This window comes from Tsukamurella strandjordii, from assembly GCF_039525985.1.
Taxonomy (GTDB): Bacteria; Actinomycetota; Actinomycetes; order Mycobacteriales; family Mycobacteriaceae; genus Tsukamurella; species Tsukamurella strandjordii.
In genome coordinates this window covers 214538-238878 of sequence record NZ_BAAAII010000004.1, presented here as the reverse complement: position 1 = coordinate 238878, position 24341 = coordinate 214538, and the positions used below count along the sequence as shown (strand labels likewise).

At 71.7% G+C, this 24341-nt stretch carries 16 protein-coding genes; 6 read left to right on the top strand and 10 right to left on the bottom strand.

Annotated features, from left to right (window positions below; all coding sequences use genetic code 11):
- Positions 1-10: 10 nt before the first annotated feature.
- Entirely contained in the window at positions 11-946 is a 936-nt protein-coding gene (gene ppk2 / locus ABD108_RS07070) for a polyphosphate kinase 2 (RefSeq protein ID WP_220658564.1), read from the bottom strand.
- 89 nt (positions 947-1035) lie between these two features.
- Here ppk2 and ABD108_RS07065 point away from each other — a divergent pair, with 89 nt between their 5' ends.
- A complete protein-coding gene (locus tag ABD108_RS07065; protein WP_220657721.1) occupies positions 1036-1683 on the top strand; it encodes a TetR/AcrR family transcriptional regulator in 648 nt (215 codons plus the stop codon).
- Positions 1684-1730: 47 nt separating this feature from the next.
- Here the strand turns inward: ABD108_RS07065 and ABD108_RS07060 are convergent, their stop codons facing one another.
- Genes ABD108_RS07060 through ABD108_RS07025 form a run of 8 tightly spaced genes read right to left on the bottom strand, consistent with a single transcriptional unit; the run spans position 1731 to position 11689 of the window.
- Entirely contained in the window at positions 1731-3506 is a 1776-nt protein-coding gene (locus ABD108_RS07060) for an ABC transporter ATP-binding protein (protein ID WP_343929897.1), read from the bottom strand.
- Positions 3503-5248: an ABC transporter transmembrane domain-containing protein gene (locus tag ABD108_RS07055; RefSeq protein ID WP_343929896.1), complete on the bottom strand. Its 1746-nt coding sequence runs from the start codon at positions 5246-5248 to the stop codon at positions 3503-3505. The genes ABD108_RS07060 and ABD108_RS07055 overlap by 4 nt, the downstream gene beginning before the upstream one ends.
- A 43-nt stretch (positions 5249-5291) precedes the next feature.
- Positions 5292-6398, bottom strand: coding sequence for an isochorismate synthase (locus ABD108_RS07050; protein ID WP_343929895.1), 1107 nt, complete (start codon positions 6396-6398; stop codon positions 5292-5294).
- The gene (locus ABD108_RS07045; protein ID WP_220657717.1) at positions 6395-7018 is read right to left on the bottom strand and encodes an isochorismatase family protein; all 624 of its coding nucleotides are present in this window, start codon (positions 7016-7018) and stop codon (positions 6395-6397) included. The genes ABD108_RS07050 and ABD108_RS07045 overlap by 4 nt, the downstream gene beginning before the upstream one ends.
- Complete coding sequence (locus ABD108_RS07040; protein ID WP_343929894.1) at positions 7015-8667, bottom strand: (2,3-dihydroxybenzoyl)adenylate synthase; 1653 nt, start codon at positions 8665-8667, stop codon at positions 7015-7017. Before ABD108_RS07040 ends, ABD108_RS07045 begins: the two co-directional genes overlap by 4 nt.
- A complete protein-coding gene (locus ABD108_RS07035) occupies positions 8664-9416 on the bottom strand; it encodes an SDR family oxidoreductase (protein ID WP_343929893.1) in 753 nt (250 codons plus the stop codon). The genes ABD108_RS07040 and ABD108_RS07035 overlap by 4 nt, the downstream gene beginning before the upstream one ends.
- A 33-nt stretch (positions 9417-9449) precedes the next feature.
- Positions 9450-10385, bottom strand: a complete 936-nt coding sequence (locus ABD108_RS07030; RefSeq protein ID WP_343930084.1) for a methionyl-tRNA formyltransferase — start codon at positions 10383-10385, stop codon at positions 9450-9452.
- The gene (locus ABD108_RS07025) at positions 10385-11689 is read right to left on the bottom strand and encodes a lysine N(6)-hydroxylase/L-ornithine N(5)-oxygenase family protein (protein WP_343929892.1); all 1305 of its coding nucleotides are present in this window, start codon (positions 11687-11689) and stop codon (positions 10385-10387) included. Before ABD108_RS07025 ends, ABD108_RS07030 begins: the two co-directional genes overlap by 1 nt.
- A 238-nt stretch (positions 11690-11927) precedes the next feature.
- Here ABD108_RS07025 and ABD108_RS07020 point away from each other — a divergent pair, with 238 nt between their 5' ends.
- Positions 11928-12950 (top strand): iron-siderophore ABC transporter substrate-binding protein, encoded by a 1023-nt coding sequence (locus tag ABD108_RS07020; RefSeq protein ID WP_343929891.1) that lies wholly within the window; start codon positions 11928-11930, stop codon positions 12948-12950.
- 49 nt (positions 12951-12999) lie between these two features.
- On the opposite strand, the gene ABD108_RS07015 is transcribed toward ABD108_RS07020, so the two are convergent.
- The gene (locus tag ABD108_RS07015; RefSeq protein ID WP_343929890.1) at positions 13000-13896 is read right to left on the bottom strand and encodes a siderophore-interacting protein; all 897 of its coding nucleotides are present in this window, start codon (positions 13894-13896) and stop codon (positions 13000-13002) included.
- Positions 13897-14031: 135 nt separating this feature from the next.
- Between ABD108_RS07015 and ABD108_RS07010 the strand changes: the two genes are divergently transcribed.
- The 4 genes from ABD108_RS07010 to ABD108_RS06995 are packed head-to-tail and all read left to right on the top strand — an operon-like array spanning position 14032 to position 24328.
- Positions 14032-14268: a phosphopantetheine-binding protein gene (locus tag ABD108_RS07010; RefSeq protein WP_343929889.1), complete on the top strand. Its 237-nt coding sequence runs from the start codon at positions 14032-14034 to the stop codon at positions 14266-14268.
- Positions 14265-14471, top strand: a complete 207-nt coding sequence (locus ABD108_RS07005; RefSeq protein WP_343929888.1) for an MbtH family protein — start codon at positions 14265-14267, stop codon at positions 14469-14471. Before ABD108_RS07010 ends, ABD108_RS07005 begins: the two co-directional genes overlap by 4 nt.
- Positions 14472-14514: 43 nt before the next feature.
- On the top strand, positions 14515-23073 hold the full coding sequence (locus ABD108_RS07000) for an amino acid adenylation domain-containing protein (RefSeq protein ID WP_343929887.1): 8559 nt from the start codon (positions 14515-14517) through the stop codon (positions 23071-23073).
- Positions 23066-24328 carry a hypothetical protein gene (locus ABD108_RS06995; protein ID WP_343929886.1) on the top strand — a complete coding sequence of 421 codons (1263 nt, stop codon included), beginning with the start codon at positions 23066-23068 and terminating at the stop codon, positions 24326-24328. The genes ABD108_RS07000 and ABD108_RS06995 overlap by 8 nt, the downstream gene beginning before the upstream one ends.
- Positions 24329-24341 lie beyond the last annotated feature (13 nt).

Sequence of the window (24341 nt, the reverse complement as noted above, 5' to 3'; positions counted from 1 at the left end):
GTGCCCCCGATCAGTCGCTGATCAGATCCTTGCCGCGGCCCACGATCAGCGGGTCGGTCGCGCCGACGACCTCGTGGTCCTTGTTGTCGTACTCGAACTTGTTGAGGATGAAGCGCATCGCGTTGAGCCGGGCGCGCTTCTTGTCGTTGCTCTTGACCACGGTCCACGGCGCCTGATCGGTGTCGGTCGCGTTGAAGACCTCTTCCTTGGCCGCGGTGTAGTCGTCCCACTTGTCCAGGCTCGCGAGGTCCATCGGCGAGAGCTTCCACTGTCGCACCGGGTCGATCTGCCGGATGGCGAAGCGGGTGCGCTGTTCCAGCTGGGTCACCGAGAACCAGAACTTGGTGAGGTCGATGCCGTCCTCGATGAGCATCCGCTCGAACAGCGGGACCTGGTGCTCCCAGCGCTCGTGCTGCTCATCGGAGCAGAAGCCCATGACCCGCTCGACGCCGCCGCGGTTGTACCAGGACCGGTCGAACAGCACGATCTCGCCGTTGGTGGGGAAATGGTCGATGTAGCGCTGGAAGTACCACTCGCCGGCCTCGCGGTCGGTGGGCTTGACCAGGGCCACCACACGCGCGCCACGGGGGTTCATGTGCTCCATGAAGCGCTTGATGGTGCCGCCCTTACCGGCGGCGTCGCGGCCCTCGAAGACGATCACGAGGCGCTGGCCGGTGTCCTTGACCCAGCGCTGCAGCTTGAGCAGTTCGATCTGCAGCAGCCGCTTCTCGCGCTCGTAGTCGGAACGGCGCATCCGCTCGGAGTACGGGTAGCCCTCGCGCCAGGTGTCCACCACGTGCCGCTCCGGCGTCAGGAGCACCGGATCGTCGTCATCGTCGTCGTTGACGGTGAAGCCGTCGGTGGCGCGCAGGTCGACGATCTTCTGCAGCGCGTCGCGGCCGCTCACGGCACTGAGGTCGATGCCCACGGGCAGGTCCAGATCCATCACGCGCGGAACGCTACGGTCGGTGTCCGTCGGATCGGTGAACGGCGCGTGAACGCGGGGCGACCCGCGCGACGAGTAAAGTGACCCTGATGTCTACCACCACCGGATCCCGCCGCCGCGCCGAGCACCTCGGCCCCGAGCGCCGTCGTCCCCAGGTGTTGGACGCCGCGCTGGAGATCGCCGCGCGCGACGGCCTGGCGGCCGTGACGATCGGCACCGTCGCCGATCGGCTGCAGGTGACCCGCCCGGTGATCTACTCCTGCTTCCCGGATCGTGTCGCGCTCATCACCGAGCTGCTCGACCGCGAGACCGAGAAGATGATGACCTACGTGCTCACCTCGCTGCACAACGCGCACGGCGAAGACCCGGAGCGGGCCTTCATCATCGGCGTCCAGGGCCTGCTGGCCGCGGTCAACGAGCGCGCCGACACCTGGCAGCTGCTGTTCTCCGGCATCACCGACCCCGAGGTGGTGCACCGCGTGCAGGGCGCCCGTACGACGCTCGCGAAGCAGGCCGAGGACTGGATCCGTCCGGCGCTGATCCGCTGGTGGGACATGCAGGACCTGGACCGGAAGCTGCCGATGCTGATGGAGCTGTTCGTCTCCGCGTGCGAGGCGGCGGTGCGCACCATGCTGGCGGACCGTCCGGACGACGCCGGACCCGAATGGCGCGGCGATTCGGACCGGATCGGTGAGTTCTACGGCTCCGCGATCCACCGCGCCTTCCACGGCGCCTGACTCGTCACGCGGCGGCGCTCAGCCCCGCTCGGCGCACCGTCGCACGGTCATCGGTGCCGGGTCCACGCCGCCCAGAGCTGCGAGTACCGGCCACCGGCCGAGCGGAGCGCATCGTGGGTGCCCTCCTCGACGATCCTGCCGGATTCCATCACGAGGATCCGGTCGGCGCGCGCGGCCTGACTGAGCCGGTGGGCCACGACCAATGCGGTACGGCCCCGTAGCGCCGCCTGCGCCGCGTCCTCCAGGACATCGGCCTCGGAGCTGTCGGCGTCGGCGGTGGCCTCGTCGAGGATCACCGCCGGCGGATCGAGCAGCACGATCCGCGCGAGTGCGAGCTGCTGCTCACGCATCGGCGTGAGCGCGTGCCCTGCGGCACCGACCACCGTATCGAGCCCGGAATCCAAGCGGGACACCCAATCCCAGGCGCCCACCCGCTCGAGGGCGGCGCGGACCTGCTCCTCGCCGGCCTCGGGTGCCACGAGGCGGAGGTCGTCGATCAGGGTGCCGGCGAAGACGTGCACGTCCTGTGTGAGCAGCACGGGTGCGGCGCCCTCGGGCAGATCGCCGACCGGGGTCGAACCGACTCGCACCGTCCCCGATTCCGGGGTGTGCACCCCGGCGAGGAGCGCGGCGAGCGTGGACTTGCCGGCGCCGGAAGTACCGACCACGGCCACCGTCTCGCCCGGGCGGATCACCACGGTCACATCGTCGAGCACGCGCCGGTCATGGCCCGCGTAGCGGAAGCCGACCCGCTCGACGCTCAATTCGGGGGCGCCGGGCGCCGCGTCCGCGGTGGCCGCCGGACGCTGCTCGCCCGTCTCTGCGAGGTCGATGACGCCCACGATCCGGGCCAGGGAGGCCGCGGCCGATTGGATGTCGTCCATCACCAGCAGCAGTGCGCCGATCGGGCCGAACAGGCGCAGGAACAGCAGCATCGCGGTGGTGACCGCGCCCACCGTCACGGCATCGGCCTGCACCAGGTAGAAGCCGACGAGCACGATGGTGGCCATGCCCACGAATTCGGCGAGGTTCACGCGGCCGAACAGCCGGTTCTGCACGATCCGGGCACGCATCGACCAGCGCACCACGCCCCAGGATCCGCGAGCGATCCGGTCGGAGGCCTGCTGTTCCAGCGCGTAGGCGTGCACGGTCTGCAGGCCCCGGATCGACCCGAGCACGTGGTGCGCCCGCTCGGCCATCGCGGCCCGCTCGGCCCGGTACACGGGCGGCGCGGTGCGCAGGTACATCCGCACGCCGGCCCAGTACACCGGGAGCACGGCGACGACCACCACGAGGAAGCGCCAGTCCACGGCGGCCAGCCCGAACATGGTGACGGCCACGGTGAATCCCGACCGGGACAGGGCCGGCACCCCGCGTGAGATGGCCTCGCTGACCACCACGACATCGTCGGTGGCGCGCGAGACCAGATCGCCGGAACCGGCCGCCTCCACACGTTCCTGCGGCAGTCGGAGTGCGGCGCCGAGCATCCGCTCACGGAGCCTGGCGAGGGCCGTCTCGAACAGCTGTGCCGAGGCCGCGATCCCCACGCCGGTGAGCGCGGCACCCGCGATCGTGGCCACCGCCATCACGGCGCCGATCCGCACCACATCGGCCACCTCGCCGCGGTTGATCGCGTTGTCCACCATCGCCCCGAAGCCCCAGGGCGCCACGAGGCCGAGGGCGGCGCCGAGCAGCAGGATCACGATCACCCCGGCCAGGGCGCCCCCGCGTCCACGCAGCAGTCCCCGCGCGAAGGAGAAGGTGGTGCGCCCGTCGGCGACGGGAAGCAGTCCGGGGGCGGTGGATTCGCCGGTGGTGGTCATCGGATCACCTCGATCGGGTCCGCCGCGCCGCGCGCGGCCACGGTCACCTCCGCACCGGACACGGTGAGCACCGTATCGGCGGCGGCGATGAGTGCCGGGGAGTGGGTGAAGATCACCGTGGCGCGGTCGGCACGCAGGCCGCCGAGCCGCTCGGCGATGGTGGCCTCGGTGACCGAATCGACTGCGCTGGTGGGATCGACGAGCACCAGGGTGGCGGTGTCGGCGGCGAGGGCGCGGGCCAGGGAGACCCGCTGGCGCTGGCCCCCGGACAGCAGTCGTCCGGCTTCGCCGACGGAGGTCTGCAAGCCCTGGGGCAATACCTCGATGACGTCGTCGCATGCGGCGGCGAGGAGCGCGGCGGCCACCCGGTCGTCCGCCCCGTCCGCGGCCACGGCCACGTTCTCGGCGACGGTGCCCTCGAACAACGTGGAGGTGTGCGGTGCCACGCGCACCGCAGCCAGTGCCGCGTTCTCGGTGAGCGAGTACAGGTCGGTGTCACCGGCGTGCGCCGCGGCGCCGCCGGCCGCACGCGCCCGGGAGAGCAGCGCGGTGGCGTCGGCGGCGGTGTCGGCGTCACAGACGACCGCGGTCGTGCCACGGCCGGGGAACTCGAGGTCGACGGTGCCGGTTCCGGAGCGGACTCCGGTGAGCCGCACCGGGGTCGGGTCGCCGTGCGGCGCGGTGCCGGTGCCCTCCTCGCGCACGTAGGGAGCCTGCAGCACCATGAGCACGCGCTTCGCGGAGGCGTGTCCGGCCACCCAGAACTTGCCGAAGTTGCTGCCGAGCTGACTGAGCGGTCCCATCGCCACCTGGGTCACGCCGACCACCGTGATCAGTTGCCCCACGGTGAGTGCGCCGTTGACGGCCTCGATTCCGGCGAGCACGCCCACCAGCACGATGAACACCGCGGACACCGCTTCCATCGCGCCCACGTAGGCGCCCTGGGAGCGGCGGGCGCGGATCACGGCGGCCAGGGCCCGGCCGCTCGCGGAGCGGTAGCGCCGATCCGCCTCGGGTTCGGCGTGCACGCCCTTGATCACGCGGAATCCCGCGACCAGATCGGCGGCGGCGCCGGCGGCCTCGCCCGCCTCGCGTTGTTCCGCCTCGCTGCGGGCCCGCAGGGTGTTGCCGGCCTTATCGAGGCACCACAGCATCGCGGGTGCCCCGAGCAGCACGAGCAGGCCGAGCGGCCACGAGATCGACAGCAGCACGACGCCGCAGAAGACGATCGCGGCGAGTTCCCCCACCGGGTACAGGGTCAGCGCGATGGTCATGGCGAGCCGTTGCACATCGGCGGTCGCGATGGACAGCAGGACACCGGGGGTGTGCCCGCCGGACAGTCCGCGGGGATCGATGATGCGGTCGGTGACCTGGGTGCGCAGCCGGTGCTGCACCGTCTGCATGCCGAGGAAGCCGATCCGGGAACCGAACCGGAAGCTGAACGACAGGAAGGCGAAGACGGCGGCGAGCACCAGCACCCAGCGCACCGTGGCCGGCCAGTCGCCGGTGGCGATGCCGCGGTCGATCGCCAGCCCCATCACCACCGGAACGAGCGCCTCGCCCACCTGGTGACCGATGATCAGCGCGGATCCCGGCAGCGTGCGCGAGGGGTTGCCGAACATGGTGCGCAGCACCAGCTGTCGCGGCGTGGTGTGCTCGTCGACCTGGATCGGGTCGGGTGCGGGTGGATCGGGCGGCGCCTCCAAGAACACGGGTAGCCGCGAATCGGCCCAGTCCGCCATGTGGTCCTTCCTTGCTGTCGCCGGCATCGCGGCGAGGCCGCCGTCAGTGCGCGGCGGCGGTGAGCCGGAACGGCCCGAGTACGGTGCGCAGCTTATTGCGGGTCTCGTCGAGCTCGGCATCGGGATCGGAGGCGGCCACGATGCCTCCCCCGGCGGTGGCCCGCAGGCGGGTCCGGGTGGGGTCGAGTTCCGCGCTGCGGATGGTCACGCGCCAGTGTCCGTCGCCGTCCGCGGTGGTGTATCCCACGGCGCCGGCGTAGAAGCCCCGGTCACCCTCCAGATCGGCGATGGTGCGGGCGGCGGCGAGGCGGGGGAAACCGCACACCGCGGGGGTGGGATGCAGTGCCAGCGCGAGGTCGAGCGCGGTGGTCGACGGGTCCTTCAGCCGCCCCACGATCATCGTGCCGAGGTGCCACACCGGCCCGGCGCGGCTCACCGACGGTGCCGCGGGCACATCGAGCGCGGTGCACAGCGGACCGAGCGCGGCGGCGATCTCGTCGACCACGTACGCGTGCTCCTCGCGGTCCTTCGGCGATTCCAGGAGGCCGTCGGGTTCGGTGGCGGTGCCCGCGAACGGGTGGCAGGAGACGCGGTCGCCGTCGCGGCGCACCAGGATCTCCGGCGTGGAGCCCACCAGCCAGCGGCCCGTGAAACGGGGCCCGGCCGGGGTGAGGTCGACGGCGAAGCCGTTGCCGTTGGCGTCACGCGAGCGGAGCACCTCGGCCATGGTCAGCGGGTCGATGGGCTCGGCCGCGGCGAAATCGACCGCGCGGGCCAACACCACCTTCTGCAGCTCCCCCCGGCGGATCAGGTCCACTCCGCGACGCACGCGTGCGATGTGCTCGTCGGGTGCGGGGATCTCGGTCAGCTGGGTGAGCGCCGGCAGCTCCGGCAGGTCCCGTGCCGACGGGAGATCGGCGGCGTGCCGGGTGGTGAAGGCCTCGGGGACCGTGAGCGCGGCCGGTGCGGCCAGGTCGAAGGGCAGGGCCCCGACCACGGCACCCGATCCGCGGCCGATCCCACTGCGCAGCGCCTCCGCGGCGACCCGGGGATCGGTGTACTCCGCGGCCACGCCGGTGCCCACCCGCTCCGTGCCGCCGGTGGCGAACACGAAGTGGGGCCGCGCACCGTCTGCGGTCCTATCGGTCATCGAAGTGCCTCTCGCACGCTGTCCGTGGTCTCCACTCTGCCGCATCGACCGGCCACGTACTGCAGTGCCCGCGCATGTTCGTCGGCGGAGAAGTCGGCGACGGCGTCCCGGACCACGTAGGGCTGGATGTCGCGCATGAAGGCGTCCAGCGCGGTGGTCATGATCCCGATGTGGGCGTAGATGCCCGCGATCACCAGCTGATCGCGGCCCCAGGCGCGCATCCGTTCGGCCAGATCAGACTTGGCGAAGGCGCTGTAGCGCCACTTGGTGAGCAGCACATCGCCGTCTGCGGGGGCCAGTTCGTCGATGATCGCCTCGTTCTCCGGCGCCAGGCCCGGGCCCCAGAAATCGGTGAGCAGGGCCCGCTCCTCGGGGTCCTGATCGCCCGGCTGCGCCGTGTACACCACGGGCGCACCGGCGGCGCGGGCCGCACTGAGCAGTGCTGCGATGTTGGGGACGACGGTGGCGAGCGGCTCCTGATCGCGTTCGAAGGGCCGCACGAAGTGCTCCTGCATGTCGTGGACCAGCAGTACCGCGCGGGCGGGGTCGACGGTCCAGTCCACGGTGTCGGCGCAGTCGACCTCGGGCAGGTCGTAGGTCACCGTCTTGGGCAGGCTCATCTCTTCTCCTCGGTATCGGTGCGCGCGGCGACGAGGTCGGCGAGCGCGCGGCGCAGTTCGCGGCGGCTGATCTTGCCGACGCCGGTGGTGGGGAACGCGTCGACGAACTCGATCCGGTCGGGCACCTTGTACTCGGCGACGCCGCGCTCGCGGACGAACTTCTTCAGCTGGGGCGCGGTGGGGCGGTCGTCGCCGGGAGCGGTGAGGATCACCGCGCAGGTGCGCTCGCCCAGGAAGTCGTCGGCCACGGCCACCACGGCGGCGTCGATCACGGCGAGGTGGGCCACGAGATGGTTCTCCACCTCCTCGGCGGCGATCTTCTCGCCGCCGCGGTTGATCTGGTCCTTCGCCCGGCCCTCGACCACCAGGTGCCCGCTCGGCAGGCGGCGGACGATGTCTCCCGTGCGGTAGAAGCCCTCGTCGTCGAACGAGGCGGCGTCCACGCCGCCCAGGTATCCGCGGATCGTGTACGGGCCACGGGTCAGCAGGTGGCCGGGCTCGCCGTCGGGCACCGGGGCGCCCTCGTCGTCGACCACGCGGACCTCGTCGTCCGGCGAGATCGGGCGGCCCTGGGTGCCGAGCACCAGGTCCTCCGGGTCGTCGTCGCGGGTGTAGTTGACCAGGCCCTCCGCCATGCCGAAGACCTGCTGCAGGCGGCAGCCCAGTTCGGGTTGCACGCGCCGCGCCGCCTCCACGGGGAACTTCGCGCCGCCCACCTGCAGCACCTCCAGCGTGCTCAGGTCGGCGTCGGTGCCGGGCCTGGCCTGCAGCCACAGCATCGCGACGGGCGGCACGAGGGAGGTCATGGTGATCCGCTCGGCCTCGATCAGCGGCAGCGCGCGGTGCGGGGCGGGGTCGGTGCCCAGCACCACGGTGCCGCCGGCCCACAGCACGCCGAGGATGCCGGGCGAGCTCATCGGGAAGTTGTGCGCCACGGGCAGCACCACGAGGAAACGGGTGCCGGGCCCCAGCCCGCAGATCTTCGCGGACTCGCGCACGGAGTAGAGGTAGTCGGCGTGGGTGCGCGGGATCAGCTTCGGGACGCCGGTGGTGCCGCCGGAGAGCTGGAGGAAGGCCAGCGCGGCGGGGTCGACGGTGGCGGGTGTCCCGTCCGCGTCGCCGGTGACGGGTTCGGCGAAGGGTTCGTCGTCGACGACGAGTACCTCGAAGCGGCCGTCGCCGAGTTCGGCCGCCACCTCGGCGCCGAGCGCGCGGTGATCGAACCGGGCGATGGTCGCCGCCGTGATCAGCGCGCGGGCACCGGAGGTCCGGGCGAAGTGCACGAGCTCGCTGCGGCGGTGCGCGGGCAGCGCGAAGACGGGAACGGCGCCGATGCGGAACAGGCCGAACAGCACGGCCGGGAACTCGACGGTGTTCGGGAGCTGCAGGATCACGCGGTCACCGGAGCCGATGCCCCGGGCGCGCAGCCCCGCGGCGACGACGGCGGCGGCGCGGTCGAGTTCGCGGTAGCTCAGGCGCGTCGCCGCACCACGGTGGTCCTCGCCGACCAGCGCCTCGGCGTCGCCGAACCGGCGGGCGGCTGCGGGCAGGAAATCGGCGAAGGTCTCGTCGGTCCAGTAGCCGGCGGCCCGGTACCGCGCGGCCACATCGGCGGGGAAGTACTCCGTCGGAGCGGTGTCGGTGGTCATACGGTGGCGCCTCCGTCCACGGTGAGGACCTGCGCCGTGATGTGCCGGGCGCCGGCCGAGAGCAGGTAGTCGATGGCGCCGGCGATGTCCTCGGCATCGGCGATGCGGCCCAACGGGATTCCCAGGCGGTGCCGTGAGAGATCCCCGGCGACCGCCGCTGTCGCGGCCGCCTCGCCACCGAAGGCGGTCTGCATCGGGGTCGCCGTGGAACCGGGGGCCACCACGTTGATCCGCACACCGCTGGCCGCCAGCTCCAGGGCGAGCGTCAGCGTCACGGAATGCGCTGCGGCCTTGCTGGCGCCGTACACGCCGAGCCCCACCCGCGGGCCGTTGCCCGCATTCGAGCCGACGACCACGGCCGCGCCCGCCCCGCGCTGCGCCATGCGTGCGGTGACCGCGGAGAGCACGGTCACGGTTCCGGTGAGATTCACCGCGAGTGCGGTGCGCCAATCGTCCTCGGTGGCATCGAGAACCGGGCCCGCCACCAGCACACCGGCACAGTGGGCCAGTGCGTCGATCGGTCCGTTCGCGCGCTCGGCGGCATCCACGGCGGCCGTCACGGCCTCGGCGTCGGCCACATCGAGCTGATGGGTGGTCACGGCTGCGCCAGTGGCGGCCACCGCAGCGGCGGTGACGGCGAGCCCGGCGGCGTCCCGGTCCGCCAGGGCGACGGGGCCGTGCGCGGCGAGCCGGATGGCCGTCGCGGCCCCGATTCCGGAGGCGGCGCCGGTCACCAGTGAGTGCGGCATCGTCGTTGTTCCTTCAGCGTCTTCGTCGTGCGGTCAGCCGAGATAGGCGCCGCTGTCTCCCAGGATCTTCGCGGCGGGGTGCTCGGCACCGTCGGCGGTGCGGACCCGCTCGACGATCACGGCGGGGTTGCCGCCGCGCCACGCGTCGGGTCCGGCGACCACGGCGATGCCGTCACCGTCGGGCACGCAGACGCGACCGGGGGTTCCCCCGTACCGCTTGGCGGACACCGAGGCGGCGGTGATCGCGATCCGCTCCCCCCGGAACACGGTGTGCGCGTTCGGGTACGGATCGGATTGCGCACGGATCAGGCGCTCGATGGCGTCGGCCGGCCAGGTCCAGTCGATGCGACTGTCGTCGTCCGAGCGCTTGTGGAAGTAGGTGGCGGCCGCGGGATCCTGCGGGACGGCGACGGCGGTACCGGCCTCCAGTTCGCGCAGCGAGCGGGCCACCAGCGGACCGATCAGGTCCACGGTGCGGTGGAACAGGTCCACGGTGCGATCGGCCGGACCGACGGCGATGGACTCCTGCGCGATGATCGGGCCGGTATCGAGTCCCTCGTCCATCAGGTGCGCGGTGACGCCGACGTGCGTCTCGCCATTGATGAGCGCCCAGATCAGCGGGGAGAAACCGGCGTACTTCGGCAGCAGGGAATCGTGGATGTTGAGGGTTCCCAGCCGCGGGAGGGAGTAGATCGACTTCGGCAGCCAGGTGCGCCAGTTGTTGGCGACGATGATGTCCGGCTGCGCCTCGGTGACCGCCTCCAGCAGCCCGGCGTCGGGACGCTTGGCGAGGAAGACCGGCACACCGCGATCGGTGGCGAGCTGCTCGACCGAGTCGTTCCACATCTGCTCGTACGGGTTGTTGGAGACGGGGTGGGTCACCGCGAGACTCACCTCGTGGCCGGCATCGAGGACGGCCTCGAGGGTGCGGTGCCCCCAGGTCTGGAATCCGAAGGTGACGACGCGCATCATGCTCCCTTGGCGATTGCGACAGCGGAATCGGCGAGCAGGTCGGCGGAGATCCCGGTGAAGATCTCGCCCGCCCGGATCGCGACGTTGGACAGCAGGGTGGAACCGAGACCGTGGGTCTCCTCGGTGGCGCCCTGGATGTAGAGGCCGGCGAGGGGCTCACCGTCGACGGTCAGCCGGTAGTCGCGGTCCACGCGGAACCGGGCCTCGTCGTCGCCCCACTCGGGTAGCACCTCGCTCACCCCGACCGAGCGGAATCCGGTGGCGCACACCACAGCGGTGTAGTCCTCGACGCTCTGAGCGCCGGTCATCCGGTCGACGAGGGTCACGCGCATGCCGTCGGCGGACGGGACCGCATCGGACACCGTGGTGACGGGGCGGAACCGCAAGCGGCGGTTGCCCGTGACCTTCTCCTGGTACTCGATGGCGTAGAGCTCGTTGATGAGTTCCAGGTCGACGCAGCCGTAGTTGGTGGTCGCGTGGCGCTTCATCAGCTCGGCGCGCACGTCGTCGGGCGCGTCGTAGAAGTGGTCCACCGCATCGGGATCGAAGACCTTGTTGGCGAAGGGACTGTCGTCGGCGGGCTGGAAGCCGTACGAGTTGTACGCCGATTCCACCACGGCGTCGGGATAGCTGCGGTGCAGGTGCTGCACCACTTCGGCGGCGCTCTGTCCGCCACCGACCACGAGGAAGCGGTGCGGCGCACTCGCATCGAGCCCTGCCGCCGCGAGATGCTCGAGCAGGCGATGGTTGTGGAACAGGCGCGGTCCGGTGGTGGCCCACTGGGGCAGCTTCTCACGCAGGCCGGTGGCGGCGACCACGGTGCGGGTCCGCAGCTCGTGCGCGCCGTCGGCGTCGGCGTACCGGACGATCCAGCGGGCACCGTCGGCGGCGGGCTCGTCGATGCGCACGAGCGCCGTGACGTCGGTGCCGTAGGCGATCTCGGCGTCGACCGTCTGCGATACCCAGGCCAGGTAGTCGGTGAACTCCAGGCGGGTGGGGAAGAAGGTCTGGTGGTTGATGAAGTCAACGAGGCGGCCTCGCGCTTCGAGGTAGCTCAGGAAGCTGAAGGGGCTGCGTGGATTTCGCAGCGTCGCAAGGTCCTTGAGGAAGGCGATCTGCATCGTGGCGCCGTCGAGCAGCATGCCCGGGTGCCAGCCGAAGCGTGGTTTGCGCTCCAGGACGGCCATCGACAGGGGCGGGTAACCGGCACGGTTGTGTTCATCGACCGCCGCGGCGAGTGCCAGATTGGACGGTCCGGCGCCGATGCCGACCACGTCGACCGTCGCCCGTTGCTGTGCCATACGACTCCTTCGCTCTGCGAGCACTCCAGATAGGATAGGCATACCTGTGCAGGGCACGTCCACTCGTTCGTGACGCCTGTGTCACTCGACACAACGGCCGCCTCAGCCGTAGCCCGTCTGCCAGCGCCGCACCGTGCGACTCATCCGAGCCGAGCACGAGGGCGCCAATACCTACGGTTACCCTAACCTAATTCTTGCCGAGCGGCGAATTCCGCGAAACAGACAGAAGGGACATCGAGTGACACACCGATCCGGAGGCGTGCGCACGGCGCTCGCCCTCACTGCGGCGCTCGCCGTGCTGGTCACGGCAGGTTGCGGCTCGAACGACGGGTCCGGTGGGAGCGCCCCGCCGCGCGGCGCCGGCTTCCCCGTCACGATCGACTCCGCGCTCGGGCGCACGGAGATCCCGGCGAAGCCGCAGCGCGTCGTCACGCTCGGCTGGGGCAGCACCGAGGCCGCGGTGGCGCTCGGTGTGATCCCGGTGGGCATGCGGGACATGAAGTCCGACTCCGGCACCGTCGACGGCATCCTGCCGTGGGTGAAGGACAAGCTGGGCGAGGCGACGCCCGAGTTGCTCTCCGAGACCAGTCGATCGATCCCGTTCGAGCGGATCGCGGCGCTCAAGCCGGACGTGATCCTCGCGGTGCAATCGGGCCTCACGCCGGACCAGTACGCGCAGTTGTCCAGGATCGCGCCGACGGTGGCGCAGCCGGGCAAGAACTGGCAGACGTCCTGGCAGGACCAGACCACCCTCGTCGGCAGGGCGCTGGGCAAGGACACCGAGGCGAGGAAGCTGATCGACGAGACCGATCGGCGCGTCGCGGACGCCAGGGCGGCCAACCCGGCCTTCGCGGGGAAGACGGTGGCGTTCGCGAGCGGCACCAGTCCGGACAGCCTGAACCTGTACTTCGACACCGACCCCCGGGTGCGCCTGCTGGCCGGTCTCGGATTCACCCCACTGCCCGCGCTGACACCGCTGCGCGAGAGCACCCCGGGCACGTTCGCCGCCCCGGTTGCCTGGGAGAACGTACCGCGGTACAACGCCGACGTCCTGGTCGCGTGGTACCTCGATGCCACTCGGCAGGCGGTCGAAGCCAATCCCGTTTTCGCGAATCTGACCGCGGTGCAGAAGAAGGCCTACGTGCCGCTCACCGACCCGCCGCTGGTGTTCGCGGTGAGCTCGCCGAACGTGCTCGACATGCCGTGGCTCCTCGAGCGCTACGTGCCGCTGCTCCAGGAGGCGGCGAAGAACGCGGGCTGACGCCCGAGTCGAGTGCCCCGGGAGCCTTGCTTCCGGGGCACTCGTCGTTCTACAGGCCGGCCGCCTCCAGCGCCCGCTCGTAGATATCGGTGGCCTCCTGGCGCGACTTGCCCTCGGCCAGGGCATCGGCGAAGACCTGCCGCAGCCGCTCGCCGCCGCGCTCCTCGAAACGCTTGGTCCACTCCTCGGCGTTGTGCCGCCAGTAGCCCACGATGTCGGCGCGGCCGCGCGACCAGCCCAGCGCGCGGACGTGCTTCTTCGCCGCCCGCGTATCGGCCGCCTCGCCCGCGAGCCATAGGTAGGCGTCGGTGGGCAGTTCGACGCGGTCGAGCGCGGTGGCCAATCCGCTGGGGCCGGTCCCGTTGCCGGACCCCAGTAGCTCGATCACCTCGGTGTTCGGACGTTCCGGCAGATACCGGGTATCGCTCGGATCGAGCACCTCGGCGAGCACCGTGACCGGCACCTCCGGCGGGGTGTCCTCCAGGATCCGGGCCAGGGCGGGCAGGGCAGCGAGATCGCCGGCGAGCACATGACGGGTGGCATCGGCGGGCGGTGCGTACCAGGATCGCGGGCCGGCCGCGAGCAGTCGCCAGCCCGGCCGAGCGGCGCGGAACCAGCCCATCGCGGGACCGTGGTCGTGCTCGGCGATGTCCACCACCATTCGGCCGACCGCCGGGTTGTACCGGCGCACCGTGTAATTGCGGTGCCCCTGGCTGCGCTCGGTGTCCACGACCTCCCATCCGCCGAGTGCCGAGGGATCCTCCGACCGCCGGGTGCGCAGTTCGTCGCCGTCGGGCGAGAAGTAGAAGGCGATCGACTCGTCCCCGGGCGAGATCGGCCGATAGCCCTGGCCCGCCGCGGGGTCCACGTCGAACTCCAAGCGCAGCAGGTTCTTCGACACCTGTGACGACGCCGCGACGGTGAGGACGAAATCGTTCCACTTCATGCGTTACTCCGATCGGTCGATATCGCGGCGCTCGCGCGGCAGACCCCGGCGCCCGCTTTCCGTTCGACGGCCTAGAAAGTGTAGGCTTACCTATCTGAACGCACAGGAGATTACCTCAAGGAGTCCGGTTCCGAAATGTCCACCTCTGACCTGACCGCCGAGCAGGTGCGCGCCGACGTCGCCGAGCTGCTCCGCTGCGCGCCGCACGAGATCGCTGATGACGAGAACCTTTTCGACCGCGGCCTGGATTCGGTCCGCGTGATGACCCTCATTCAGCGATGGCGCGATGCCGGCTCCGCCGACATCGAGTTCCCCGACCTTGCCGAGCAGCCCGAACTGGCGCATTGGCAGCGCCTGGTGACCGGCGCATGAACCCGTTCGACGATGCGGGCGGCGAGTTCCTCGTGCTGATCAACGCGCGGGAGCAGCGCTCGCTGTGGCCGGTCTTCGCGGACGTCCCCCCGGGCTGGACCGTGGATTTCGGTCCCGATACCCGCGACGCCTGCCAGAACCGCATCGCCGAGACCTGGACCGACCTGCGTCCGCTCGATCTCCGCGACGCACTCCCCCGCTGACCCCGCGTTCGCCCGCGCCCGCATCACCTCCAGGAGTAACGAAGTGACTCTCGCCGAGTCCACGCCGCCGGCGGTCTCGTCGGCGCCCGCCGGCCGCACCCTGCTCCCGCTCACCGCGGCGCAGTCCGGAATCTGGAACGCGCAACGACTGGAACCGGATTCGCCGTACTACGTGGTGGGCGACGTCCTCGAGATCGTGGGCGAACGGCCGGTGGACCTGGACGCGCTCCGCACCGCGATCACCCGGACGGTGCGCGAGGCGGAGAGCCTGCGGCTGCGAGTCACCGAGACCCCTGACGGCCCGCGCCAGTGGATCGACGATGCGGTCACCGATCCGCCGGTGGTGGACCTGCGCTCCGAGGCCGATCCGCGCGCTGCGGCGGAGCGAGCCGTGACCACGGAGCGCGCCCGTCTCGCCGAGGCGTGCGCGGGCATGACCGACCGCGACCTGTTCGCGTACCGCATCCTCGTGCTCTCGGAGACCGAGGTCTGGTACACCCAGATGGGCCACCACCTGGTCTTCGACGGCTATTCCGCCGCCATGCTCTCGCGCCGCGTGGCCGCGCACTACACGGCACTCGCGACCGGCGCCGAGGCGCCGGCATCGCGCTTCGGATCGTTCGCCGAGTACGTGGCCGCCGACCAGGAGTACCGGGCGAGCGAGGACCTCGTCGACGACCGGGCGTACTGGCGGGACGAGCTGACACCCCTCCCGGCACTTCCCGACCGGACCGGTTTCGACGGGCCGGCGACCACCACCCGGACCGCGCGGATCGAACTGCCCCCGGCTGCCTTCGAGTCGCTCCGCCGCGCGGCCGACGAGGCTGGCACCACGTGGGGCGAGACGCTCATCGCCTGCTACGCCGCTTTCCTGCATCGCACGCTGGGCGAATCCGATGTGGTCTTCGCGATGCCGCTGATGTGCCGCAGCGGTGGCGTGGCGCTGCGGACGCCGGCGATGGCGGTGAACGTGCTGCCGCTGCGGATCACCGTGCGCGGCGGTGACCGTCTCACCGATCTGAGTGCCCGTGTGGCGGATGTCATGCGGCGCATGCGGACCCACCAGCGGTACCGCGGCGAGGATCTGCCCCGCGACCTCTCCACTCCCACCGTGGGCGCCCTGCTGCACGGGCGCGGCATCAACCTCAAGGCCTTCGATCTGACGCTCGACTTCGCGGGCTCGCAGGGAACGATGCGCAATGTGGCGGGCGGCCCACCCGAGGACTACGGCCTCAGCGTGATCCCGACCGTCGCCGGAGGTCTCCTGCTGGGCTTCGAGGTGGACGAGCGCGCCGCGAGCCAGGAGCAGGTGCAGGGCCGGTTGGACACGGTCACCACGCTGATCACCCTGCTCACCGACCCGGCCGCTCCCTCTGTCGGCGAGGTCCCGCTGCTCCCCGCGGATCTGCGGGGCTCGCTGATATCGCGCTCGCGCACAGCCGATTCCACGCACCCGCCGCAGGAGGTTCCCGCCGCGCTCGCCGCACTCGCGCAGCGCGATCCGGACGCGGTGGCCCTGGTCCACGACGGCGAGAGCCTCACGGCGGGCCGGCTCGCCGACCGGGTGCACCGCGTGGCACGCCTGCTGCGCGCGGAGGGCGCCGGCGCCGACGATGTCGTGGCCCTGGCCCTGCCGCGGGGCATCGACCTCGTGGTCGCGCTGCTGGGCGTCCTCGACGCGGGCGCCGCCTACCAATACCTCGATCCCGCGCACCCCGCGGCACGGCACGCCGAGCTGGTCGCGGATTCGGCGCCGCTTCTCGCGCTCACCACCACGGAATCGACTCCGCCCGAGGGGCTCCGGTCCATCGCGCTCGACGATCCGGCGGTGCGGATGCGGCTCGACGGCCTGCCCGGACATCCGCTGGACGAGGCGGAACTGTCCGCGCCGCGGCACCCGGACCACCTCGCCTACGTGATCCACACCTCGGGCTCCACCGGCCGCCCCAAGGGCGTCGCGGCCCGCGTCGGCGGCCTCACCAGCCTGCTGCGCCACCACCGTTCGACGCTGGTGGACATCGCGGTCGACGGCGACGCGCACAGGCGCCTGCAGTGCGCGCACACCTACTCCTTCGCCTTCGACGCCTCGCTCGATCAACTCCTGTGGCTACTGAGCGGGCACACCCTGCATCTGTACTCGACCGACGTCGCCCGCGACGCGGAGGCGCTCCTGAGCGCCTACCGCCGCGACGCCATCGACGTGGTGGACACCACGCCGTCGATGGCGGCCCCGCTCATCGATGCCGGGCTGCTCGACGGCGAGCACCGTCCGGCCCTGCTGGTGCTGGGCGGCGAGGCCACCGGTCCCGCGCTGTGGCGCCGGATCGCGGCGAGCGGCGTCCCGGCCGCGAATCTGTACGGCCCCACCGAGGCCGCCGTCGATGCGACCGCCGCTCCGGTGTCGGGTGATCACGCCGTCATCGGTCGCGCCGTACCCGGGACCGCGGCGTACGCGCTCGACGGTGCCCTGCAACCGGTCCGGGACGGCGAGGTGGGCGAGCTGTACCTCGCAGGCCCGCATCTGGCGCGCGGCTACCTGAACCTGCCCGCGGCGACAGCCGAGCGCTTCGTCGCGGATCCCTTCGGCGAGCCCGGCACGCGCATGTACCGCACCGGCGACCGGGTGCGGTGGCTCGGCGCCGCCGGGGGCTACGAGTACCTCGGGCGTGGGGACGGCCAGGTCAAGATCCGCGGCTACCGGATCGAGCTGGCCGAGGTGGAGACCGCGCTCGCCGGCGTGCCCGGCGTCACCAGCGCCGCCGCCGTGATCCGCACCGACGGCGGGCGGGATCGCCTGGTGGGCTACGTGACGGGCGATGTCACGGCGGACGGCGTCCGCGACGCCCTCACCGCTGTCGTGCCCGATCACATGATCCCCGGCGCGGTGGTGGTGCTCGACGAACTGCCGGTCACCATCAACGGCAAGCTGGACCGCACCGCACTCCCCGCCCCCGCGGCGCAGGCGGGTGGCCGCGCGCCGCGGACCGATCGCGAGCGACTGTTGTGCGCGGTGGTCGCGGAGGCCTTCGCGGTGCCGGAGGTGAGCGTCGACGACGACTTCTTCAGCCTGGGCGGCGACAGCATCAGCGCCATCACCGTGTGCAGCGATCTGCGTGCCCGCGGCCTGGACATCCGGCCACGTGACTTCCTCTCCGGCAGTAGTTTCGCCGCCCTCGCAGCGTCCGCCGCCGAGACCGCGACCGTGGACGCGGGGCCCGTCGTGGACCCGTCCGGGGAGTTCCCCGCGCCGCCGATCGTGGCAGCGCTGCTCGCGCCGCACGCGGACCTGCGGGACATCGCCGGGTACGCCCAGTGGATCGCCCCCGAGCTTCCGGACGATGCCACCACCGAGACCGTGCGTCAGGCGCTCACCGCACTCGCCGAGGCCCATCCTGCGCTGCGGCTGCGCGTGATCGACTCCCGCACCCTCTCCGTCGACGAGCGGGTCCCGTCGATCGAGCTGCAGGAGACCACGGGCACCGTCGAATCCGTGGCCGAGCGCCTCGCCGCCGATCTCGATCCGGTATCCGGCGTCGTGCTGCGTGCCGCGATCGTGGCCGGCGGACCCGATGATGCCGCCCGGCTGGTTCTGGTGATCCATCACCTCGCCGTGGACGGCGTCTCCTGGCGGGTGCTGCTCGCCGACCTACCGCTCGCGCACCGGGCCGTGGCGGCAGGGCGGGCTCCCACGCCGCGTGCCGAGTCCACTCCATGGCGGGCCCACGCGCTGGCCCTCGCCGAGGAGGGCCGGACGGGCGCGCGCCGCGGCGAACTCGCGCAGTGGGGCGAGGCCCTCGCCGCCGCGGAGCGCCTGGGTGAGCGCCCCCTGGATCCGGCCGTCGATCGGGTCGCCACCGCAGCGGTGACCCGCACGAGGGTCGGATCCGCGCTCGCCGATGCGGTCGTGCGCGATCTGGCACGGGCGTACCGTGCGAACGTGGAAGAGGCCCTCCTGGCCGCCCTGGCACTGGCGCTGCGGTTGCGGCGGCGGCGGGCCGGGCTCGCCCCGATGGCCGCGACCACGGTGACCGTCGAGGGACACGGCCGCGAGCAGCTCTGGGCCGCCGAAGATCTCGCGCGCACCGTGGGATGGTTCACCACCGAGTTCCCCGTGCGGTTGCCGGTCCCGGTCGAGGACGCCGACCTCGACGATGCGCTGGCCGGCGGCGCGGCCGCCGGACGGCTCGTGCGCGGCGTCAAGGAGGCTCGGCGCACCCTTCCCGATCACGGCATCGGCTACGGCGTCCTGCGCCATCTCGACCCCGGTGCCGACCTCGACGGTGCGGCCCCCGATGTGGTGTTCAACTATCTCGGCCGGTTCGCCGGCGCCGACGACGGGTGGACGCTCCCGGGCGACACTCCGTTCGCCGTCCTCGACCCCGCCGCCAAGGCACTGGAGCAGGTGCTGGCGATCAACTGCTTCGACGGAGACGACGGCCTGGTCGTGGAGTGGACCGTGGCCGGCGGGGTGCTGGACGGCGATGCCGTGCGCGCGCTGCAGGAGTGCTGGGAGGCCGCGCTGGCCGCCCTCGCGGAGCACGCGCGCCGGATCGGTCCCGACGGTGGCGGCCTCACCCCGTCCGACCTTCCACTGGTGGACCTCGATCAGACCGACATCGACCTGGTGGAGGCGTCCGGCCCGGTGGTCGACGTGCTCCCCGCGACCGCACTCCAGGTGGGCCTCGCCTTCCACTCGACGCTGCTCGGCGACGACGAGCACGATGTCTACGTGGTGCAGGCCGCCACCCACCTGCGCGGCCCCGTCGATCCGCTGCGGATGGAGCGGGCCGCGGCCGAACTCCTGCGCCGCGTACCGTCGCTGCGCACACGTCTGGGGTACACCGCGTCCGGCGACGTGGTGCAGGTGGTGCCCGATGAGGTGGACCTCGATTTCACCTATGTCGACCTCACCGACCGGGACGATCCGTCGGCGGCGTTCGCGGTGATCGCCGCCGCCGAACAGCACCGCCGCTTCGATCCCACGTGCGCGCCGTTGATCCGGTTCCTGCTGTGCCGCACGGGATCGGACCGGTATCGGCTGGCTCTCACCAATCACCACGCGCTGCTCGACGGATGGTCGATGCCGATCGCGGGTCGCACCCTGCTCGCGATCTACGCCGAACTCGACGGCGGCCCAGAGGCGCCGGCCTCCGCGCCGCTCGCCGGGTACTACCGCTGGCGGGCCGAGCGGGACGTCCCGGCGGCGCGCGCGGCCTGGGCCGAGGAACTGGCCGGGATCGAATCGGCCACGATCCTCGCTCCCGCGGCGACGGGTGCGGCATCGGCCACGCCGGAACGGATCCACGTCGAACTCGACGCCGACCTGACCCGCGGCATCGACGCCCTCACGCGCACTCGTGGCGTCACATTGACGAGCGTTCTGCACGCGGCGTGGGGAGTTCTGCTGGGCCGCCTCACCGGACGTCGCGACGTGGTCTTCGGATGCCCCGTATCCGGCCGGTCCGTGGAGGTTCCGGATGTCGGCACGATGATCGGACAATTGGGCGAGAGCATCGCGATCCGCGTGCCCCTGCGGCCCGGACAGCCCGTTGCCGGGCTGATCGCGGAGCTGCACCGGCGCGCGCTCTCCCTGTCCGATCACCACCACCTCGGACTGGTCGAGATCACTCGCACCGCCGGCGTGGGCGAGCTCTTCGACACGATGGTGGTCACGGAGAACTTCCCGCTGTCCGACCGCAGCGTGCACCCGGTGGAACCCGGCCTGGACCTGACCGGTGTCGATATCACCGATGCCACCCACTACCCGCTCACCGTGGTCGTCCTTCCGGGCGAACGACTCACGCTGGGGCTGGGGTACCGGCCGGACGCGCTCGCGGAGGAGACGGTGCGGGCGTACGGCCGATGGCTCACCGAGGTACTGCGGGAGATCGTCGCGGCGCCGGACACCCCGGTGGCCGCGCTGGGCTTCCTTCCAGCCGACGAGCGCGCCGCGATGCTCGCGCTGGGCCAGGTCGCCGCGCGCGGTGAATACCATCCGTTGCTCGAAGAATTCGCCGCCCGCGTGGCCGAACGACCGGACCACCCGGCGGTGATCTGCAATGACCGGCAGCTCAGCTACGGCGAGCTCGACGCCGCGGCGAATCGGCTGGCGCACCGCCTGGTGGAGGCGGGTGTGCGGCAACAGGACACCGTCGCCGTCTTCGCCGAACGCGATGTGCCCTGGTACGTGGCGATCTTCGGCGTGCTCAAGGCCGGGGCGGTGTACCTGCCGCTCGACCCGTCGTATCCCGCGGCCCGCCTGGAGTTCCTCCTCGGCGATGCCGCGCCGTCGGCCGTGCTGACCTGTGGTGACATCCCGGAGTCGGCGACCGCCGCCGCACCCCGCGATGTCCCGGTCTTCGCGGTGGACCCGTGGGACCTCGACGGCGACGAGACGGACCCTGTGCGGGCACGGGCGGGACTCACTGCGGACGCGCTGGCGTACGTGATCTACACGTCCGGCACCACCGGCCGGCCGAAGGGCGTCGCGGTGAGCCACCGCGGCCTGCCCGACCTCATGGCCTTCGTGGTCGAGGTCCTGGGATTCCGCTCGGACGAGCGCGTGCTGCAGGCGGGTTCGCCGAGCTTCGACATTTCGGTACTCCAGGTTCTCGGGCCGCTGATGGTGGGTGCCACCTCCGTGGTGGCGCCCGATGCGGTGCGCCTACCCGGCGACGAGCTGGTGGAGTACATCGAGGAGCACGGGGTCACCGTGGTGAACCTGCTGCCCTCGTTCCTGGCGGCGATGCCCGACCACTGCACCGTGGACCCGTCGGTGATCTTCATGGTGGGCGCCGAGCGCCTCGATCCCGAACTCGCGGACCGCTGGGGCCGCGGGCGGCGGGCGCTCTTCAACTGCTACGGGCCCACCGAGGCCACCATCAACTCCGTCACCTGGCGGTACGTACCCGACGATCCCGGCCCGCTGCCGATCGGTCGGCCGGACCCCGATCTGCCCTGCTACGTGCTCGACGAGGGCCTCAACCCGGTGGGAGTGGGCGTGCTCGGTGAGCTGTACCTCGCGGGCGATTCGCTGGCGCAGGGATACCTTCACCGCCCCGACCTCACCGCCTCGACCTTCATCGCGAACCCGTTCGGGGAGCCGGGATCCCGCATGTACCGGACCGGCGATCTAGTGGCGTGGCGCCCGGACGGGAACCTCTCCTTCCACGGCCGCGCCGATCACCAGGTGAAGATCCGGGGCCTGCGAGTGGAGCTCGGCGAGATCGAGACCGCACTGGCCCGGCAGCACGGCGTCCGCGCTGCCGCCGTTCTGGTGCACGAGGACCGGCTCGTCGGCTACCTCGTCCGCAACGACGGTGCCGAACCCGATCCCGAGGCGATCCGCACGGCCCTGGGCACGGAGCTCCCGGATCACATGGTGCCCACCGCGTACGTGGTACTCGACCGGCTACCGCTGGGCCCGACCGGCAAGCTCGACCGCGCCGCGCTGCCGGCGCCGGCCGTGGGCCGCGCGGACCCGGCCGCCGACCGGCTACCCGCGACCCCCGCCGAGGAGGTGGTCCTCGCAGTGTTCCGAGAGATCCTGGACACCGAGGACGTCACGCTCGCCGACGATTTCGTGGAGTTGGGCGGAGATTCGCTCGTCTCGCTCCAGGCGGTCTCCCGAGTGCGTCGGCGCGGCTTCGAGCTGAGTCCCCGGGACGTCTTCGAGGGACGCACGGTGGCCGGAATCGCGGCTCGGGCGAAGCCCTCCGCCGCATCGTCGGGGCCCGCGGGCACCGATTTCGAGCAGTTCCTGGACGTGCTGGAACTCGGGGCCACCGAGGCGCCTGGAGTCTTCACCGGCCGGCATCCGGCGAAGGTGGGGGTGCACACCTTCGGCGGCCAGATCCTGGCGCAGGCGATCGTGGCATCGGCCCGCACCCTGCCCGACCCCCGTCTCCCGCTCCACGCCGCGCACACCCACTTCATCGAGTTGGGCTCGGTGACCGAGGATCTCACCTACCGGGTGCTGACGCTGCGCGACGGACGGACCGCCGCGAACCGCCAGGTGACGGTCGAGCAGGGCGGCACTGTGATCGCTGTGATGACGCTCGCCTATCAGGAGGGTGCGGCGGGCGCGCTCGCCCATGCCGCGCCCCAGCCCGAGGCGGCGCCGCCCACCTCGCTGCCCCGGATCCAGGAGGGCTTCGCGGGCCGGGAGAAGGAACTGCGCGCGCTCGTGGAGGCCTCGCATCCGATCGACATGCGGTTCGCCTCCGACCCGGTGTGGGTGCGCCGCGAGACCGGCGAGTCCGACGGACCGAGCCTGGTGTGGATGCGCACCGACGGCGCGATGCCCGAGGATCAGGTGCTGCACGACGCGGCACTGGCCTGGGCCTCCGATATCGCCGTGCAGGACTCGATCATCGCGCGCCACGGATTGTCCTGGGGCTACGACCGAGTGGTGGCCGCGACGCTCAACCAGTCGCTGTGGTTCCACGACCGGCCCCGGTTCGACCGGTTCCACCTGTTCGCGACCGAATCCCCGGTGGCCGGCGACGGCCGCGGGCTGTCGACGGGGCACTTCTTCCACGACGGACGCCTGATCGCCACGGTGACCCAGGAGGCGGCGGTGCGAGTTCTCGGCGATGAGTGATCGCCGGCTGGTCGCGACCACCGTCGGGCTCACCGTCGGCGGCGGCCTGATGATCTTGTTCGTGGACGGAATCCTGCTGTCCCAGATCCTCGCCGCCCCGGTGTTCGGACCGGTGTGGACGGTGCTCACCGGGATCGGCGCCGCGATCATCGGAACGGCGCCCGCGCCGGTGGACGTGGCCACGGGCAGCGACCTCGCGTGGGCGTGGCAGATGCACGCCGGCTGGATCGCTTGCGGCACGCTGATCGGAGCGGTCTGGGGCGCGGTCGCGCTCCGCTCATCCGGAACCGCGGACCCCGGTGGGGTGCAGCGGGTCAGCCGCATCCTGTCGGCGATCGCTCTGGTCACCCTGGTGGTGGCCATGCTGCTGTACGGGCTGGCCAAGGTGATTCCGGCCCAGATGGGCTACATGAACCTGCCCGCCTATCAGCTCCAGGCGGTGGGCGATGCCGAGCCCTTCGCGATGCTCTGGGGATACATGGCGGCGTCCACGCCGTACACGGTGATCACCGGCCTGATCGAGACCGCCGCCGCACTACTCCTGGTGCCGCGCCGGACCCGGACCGCAGGCGCCCTGCTCGCCGTGGTCTCGCTCACGCAGATCGTGCTGCTCAACGTCTTCTACGACGTCCCGGTGAAGCTGTTGGCCTTCGAGCTGCTGCTGATCGCCGTCCTGCTCACCCGCCCGTGGGCTCCACTGCTGCGCGCGATCTTCCCTGCGCCGCAGGGCTCGCCGAACCGCAGAGCAGTGGCGGCCCGCGCGGCGGGCACGTGCGCACTGGTCGTGCTGCTCGCCGTCACGGCGTCCAAGAACGCCGACCGCGTCGAGCTGATGAACACGGCGCGGGACGCGCGGGATGGTGTGTGGCGGGCCACCGAGCTGAGCATCGACGGCGCACCCGCACGCGCCGCGGGCGGCGGACCGGCGTGGACGTCGATCGCGATCACGTTGCGCGGCAGCGCGGACCGTCCGGCCACCGGTTCGGCGCAGGACAGCCTGGTGACCCAGACTCCCGACGGTGCGGTCGAGCCCTGGGGCCTCCGTCTCGACGGCGACGAATTCGTGGTGCGCGCCGGGGCCGGGTCACAGCCGGTGCGGCTGTCCGCGGCGCTCGCCGGGCCCGATGCACTCGTGCTGAGCGGCACCGTCGACGGTCACCGCTTGGAGGGCCGGTACGCGCGCCGCGTGATGGAGCGCTCCGAAACCATCCGGTTCGTGCAGGCGCCGTTCGATCGCAGTCGCCCGCGGCTCTGATCGACCCTGCAGA

Coding starts and splice junctions, on each gene's coding strand:
- ABD108_RS07030 (WP_343930084.1), bottom strand. CDS start 10,385: ATGCGCGTCGTCACCTTCGGATTCCAGACCTGGGGGCACCGCACCCTC.
- ABD108_RS07015 (WP_343929890.1), bottom strand. CDS start 13,896: ATGAAGTGGAACGATTTCGTCCTCACCGTCGCGGCGTCGTCACAGGTG.
- ABD108_RS07050 (WP_343929895.1), bottom strand. CDS start 6,398: ATGACCGATAGGACCGCAGACGGTGCGCGGCCCCACTTCGTGTTCGCC.
- ABD108_RS07060 (WP_343929897.1), bottom strand. CDS start 3,506: ATGACCACCACCGGCGAATCCACCGCCCCCGGACTGCTTCCCGTCGCC.
- ABD108_RS07010 (WP_343929889.1), top strand. CDS start 14,032: ATGTCCACCTCTGACCTGACCGCCGAGCAGGTGCGCGCCGACGTCGCC.
- ABD108_RS06995 (WP_343929886.1), top strand. CDS start 23,066: ATGAGTGATCGCCGGCTGGTCGCGACCACCGTCGGGCTCACCGTCGGC.
- ABD108_RS07040 (WP_343929894.1), bottom strand. CDS start 8,667: ATGACCACCGACACCGCTCCGACGGAGTACTTCCCCGCCGATGTGGCC.
- ABD108_RS07005 (WP_343929888.1), top strand. CDS start 14,265: ATGAACCCGTTCGACGATGCGGGCGGCGAGTTCCTCGTGCTGATCAAC.
- ABD108_RS07035 (WP_343929893.1), bottom strand. CDS start 9,416: ATGCCGCACTCACTGGTGACCGGCGCCGCCTCCGGAATCGGGGCCGCG.
- ABD108_RS07025 (WP_343929892.1), bottom strand. CDS start 11,689: ATGGCACAGCAACGGGCGACGGTCGACGTGGTCGGCATCGGCGCCGGA.
- ppk2 (WP_220658564.1), bottom strand. CDS start 946: ATGGATCTGGACCTGCCCGTGGGCATCGACCTCAGTGCCGTGAGCGGC.
- ABD108_RS07065 (WP_220657721.1), top strand. CDS start 1,036: ATGTCTACCACCACCGGATCCCGCCGCCGCGCCGAGCACCTCGGCCCC.
- ABD108_RS07045 (WP_220657717.1), bottom strand. CDS start 7,018: ATGAGCCTGCCCAAGACGGTGACCTACGACCTGCCCGAGGTCGACTGC.
- ABD108_RS07055 (WP_343929896.1), bottom strand. CDS start 5,248: ATGGCGGACTGGGCCGATTCGCGGCTACCCGTGTTCTTGGAGGCGCCG.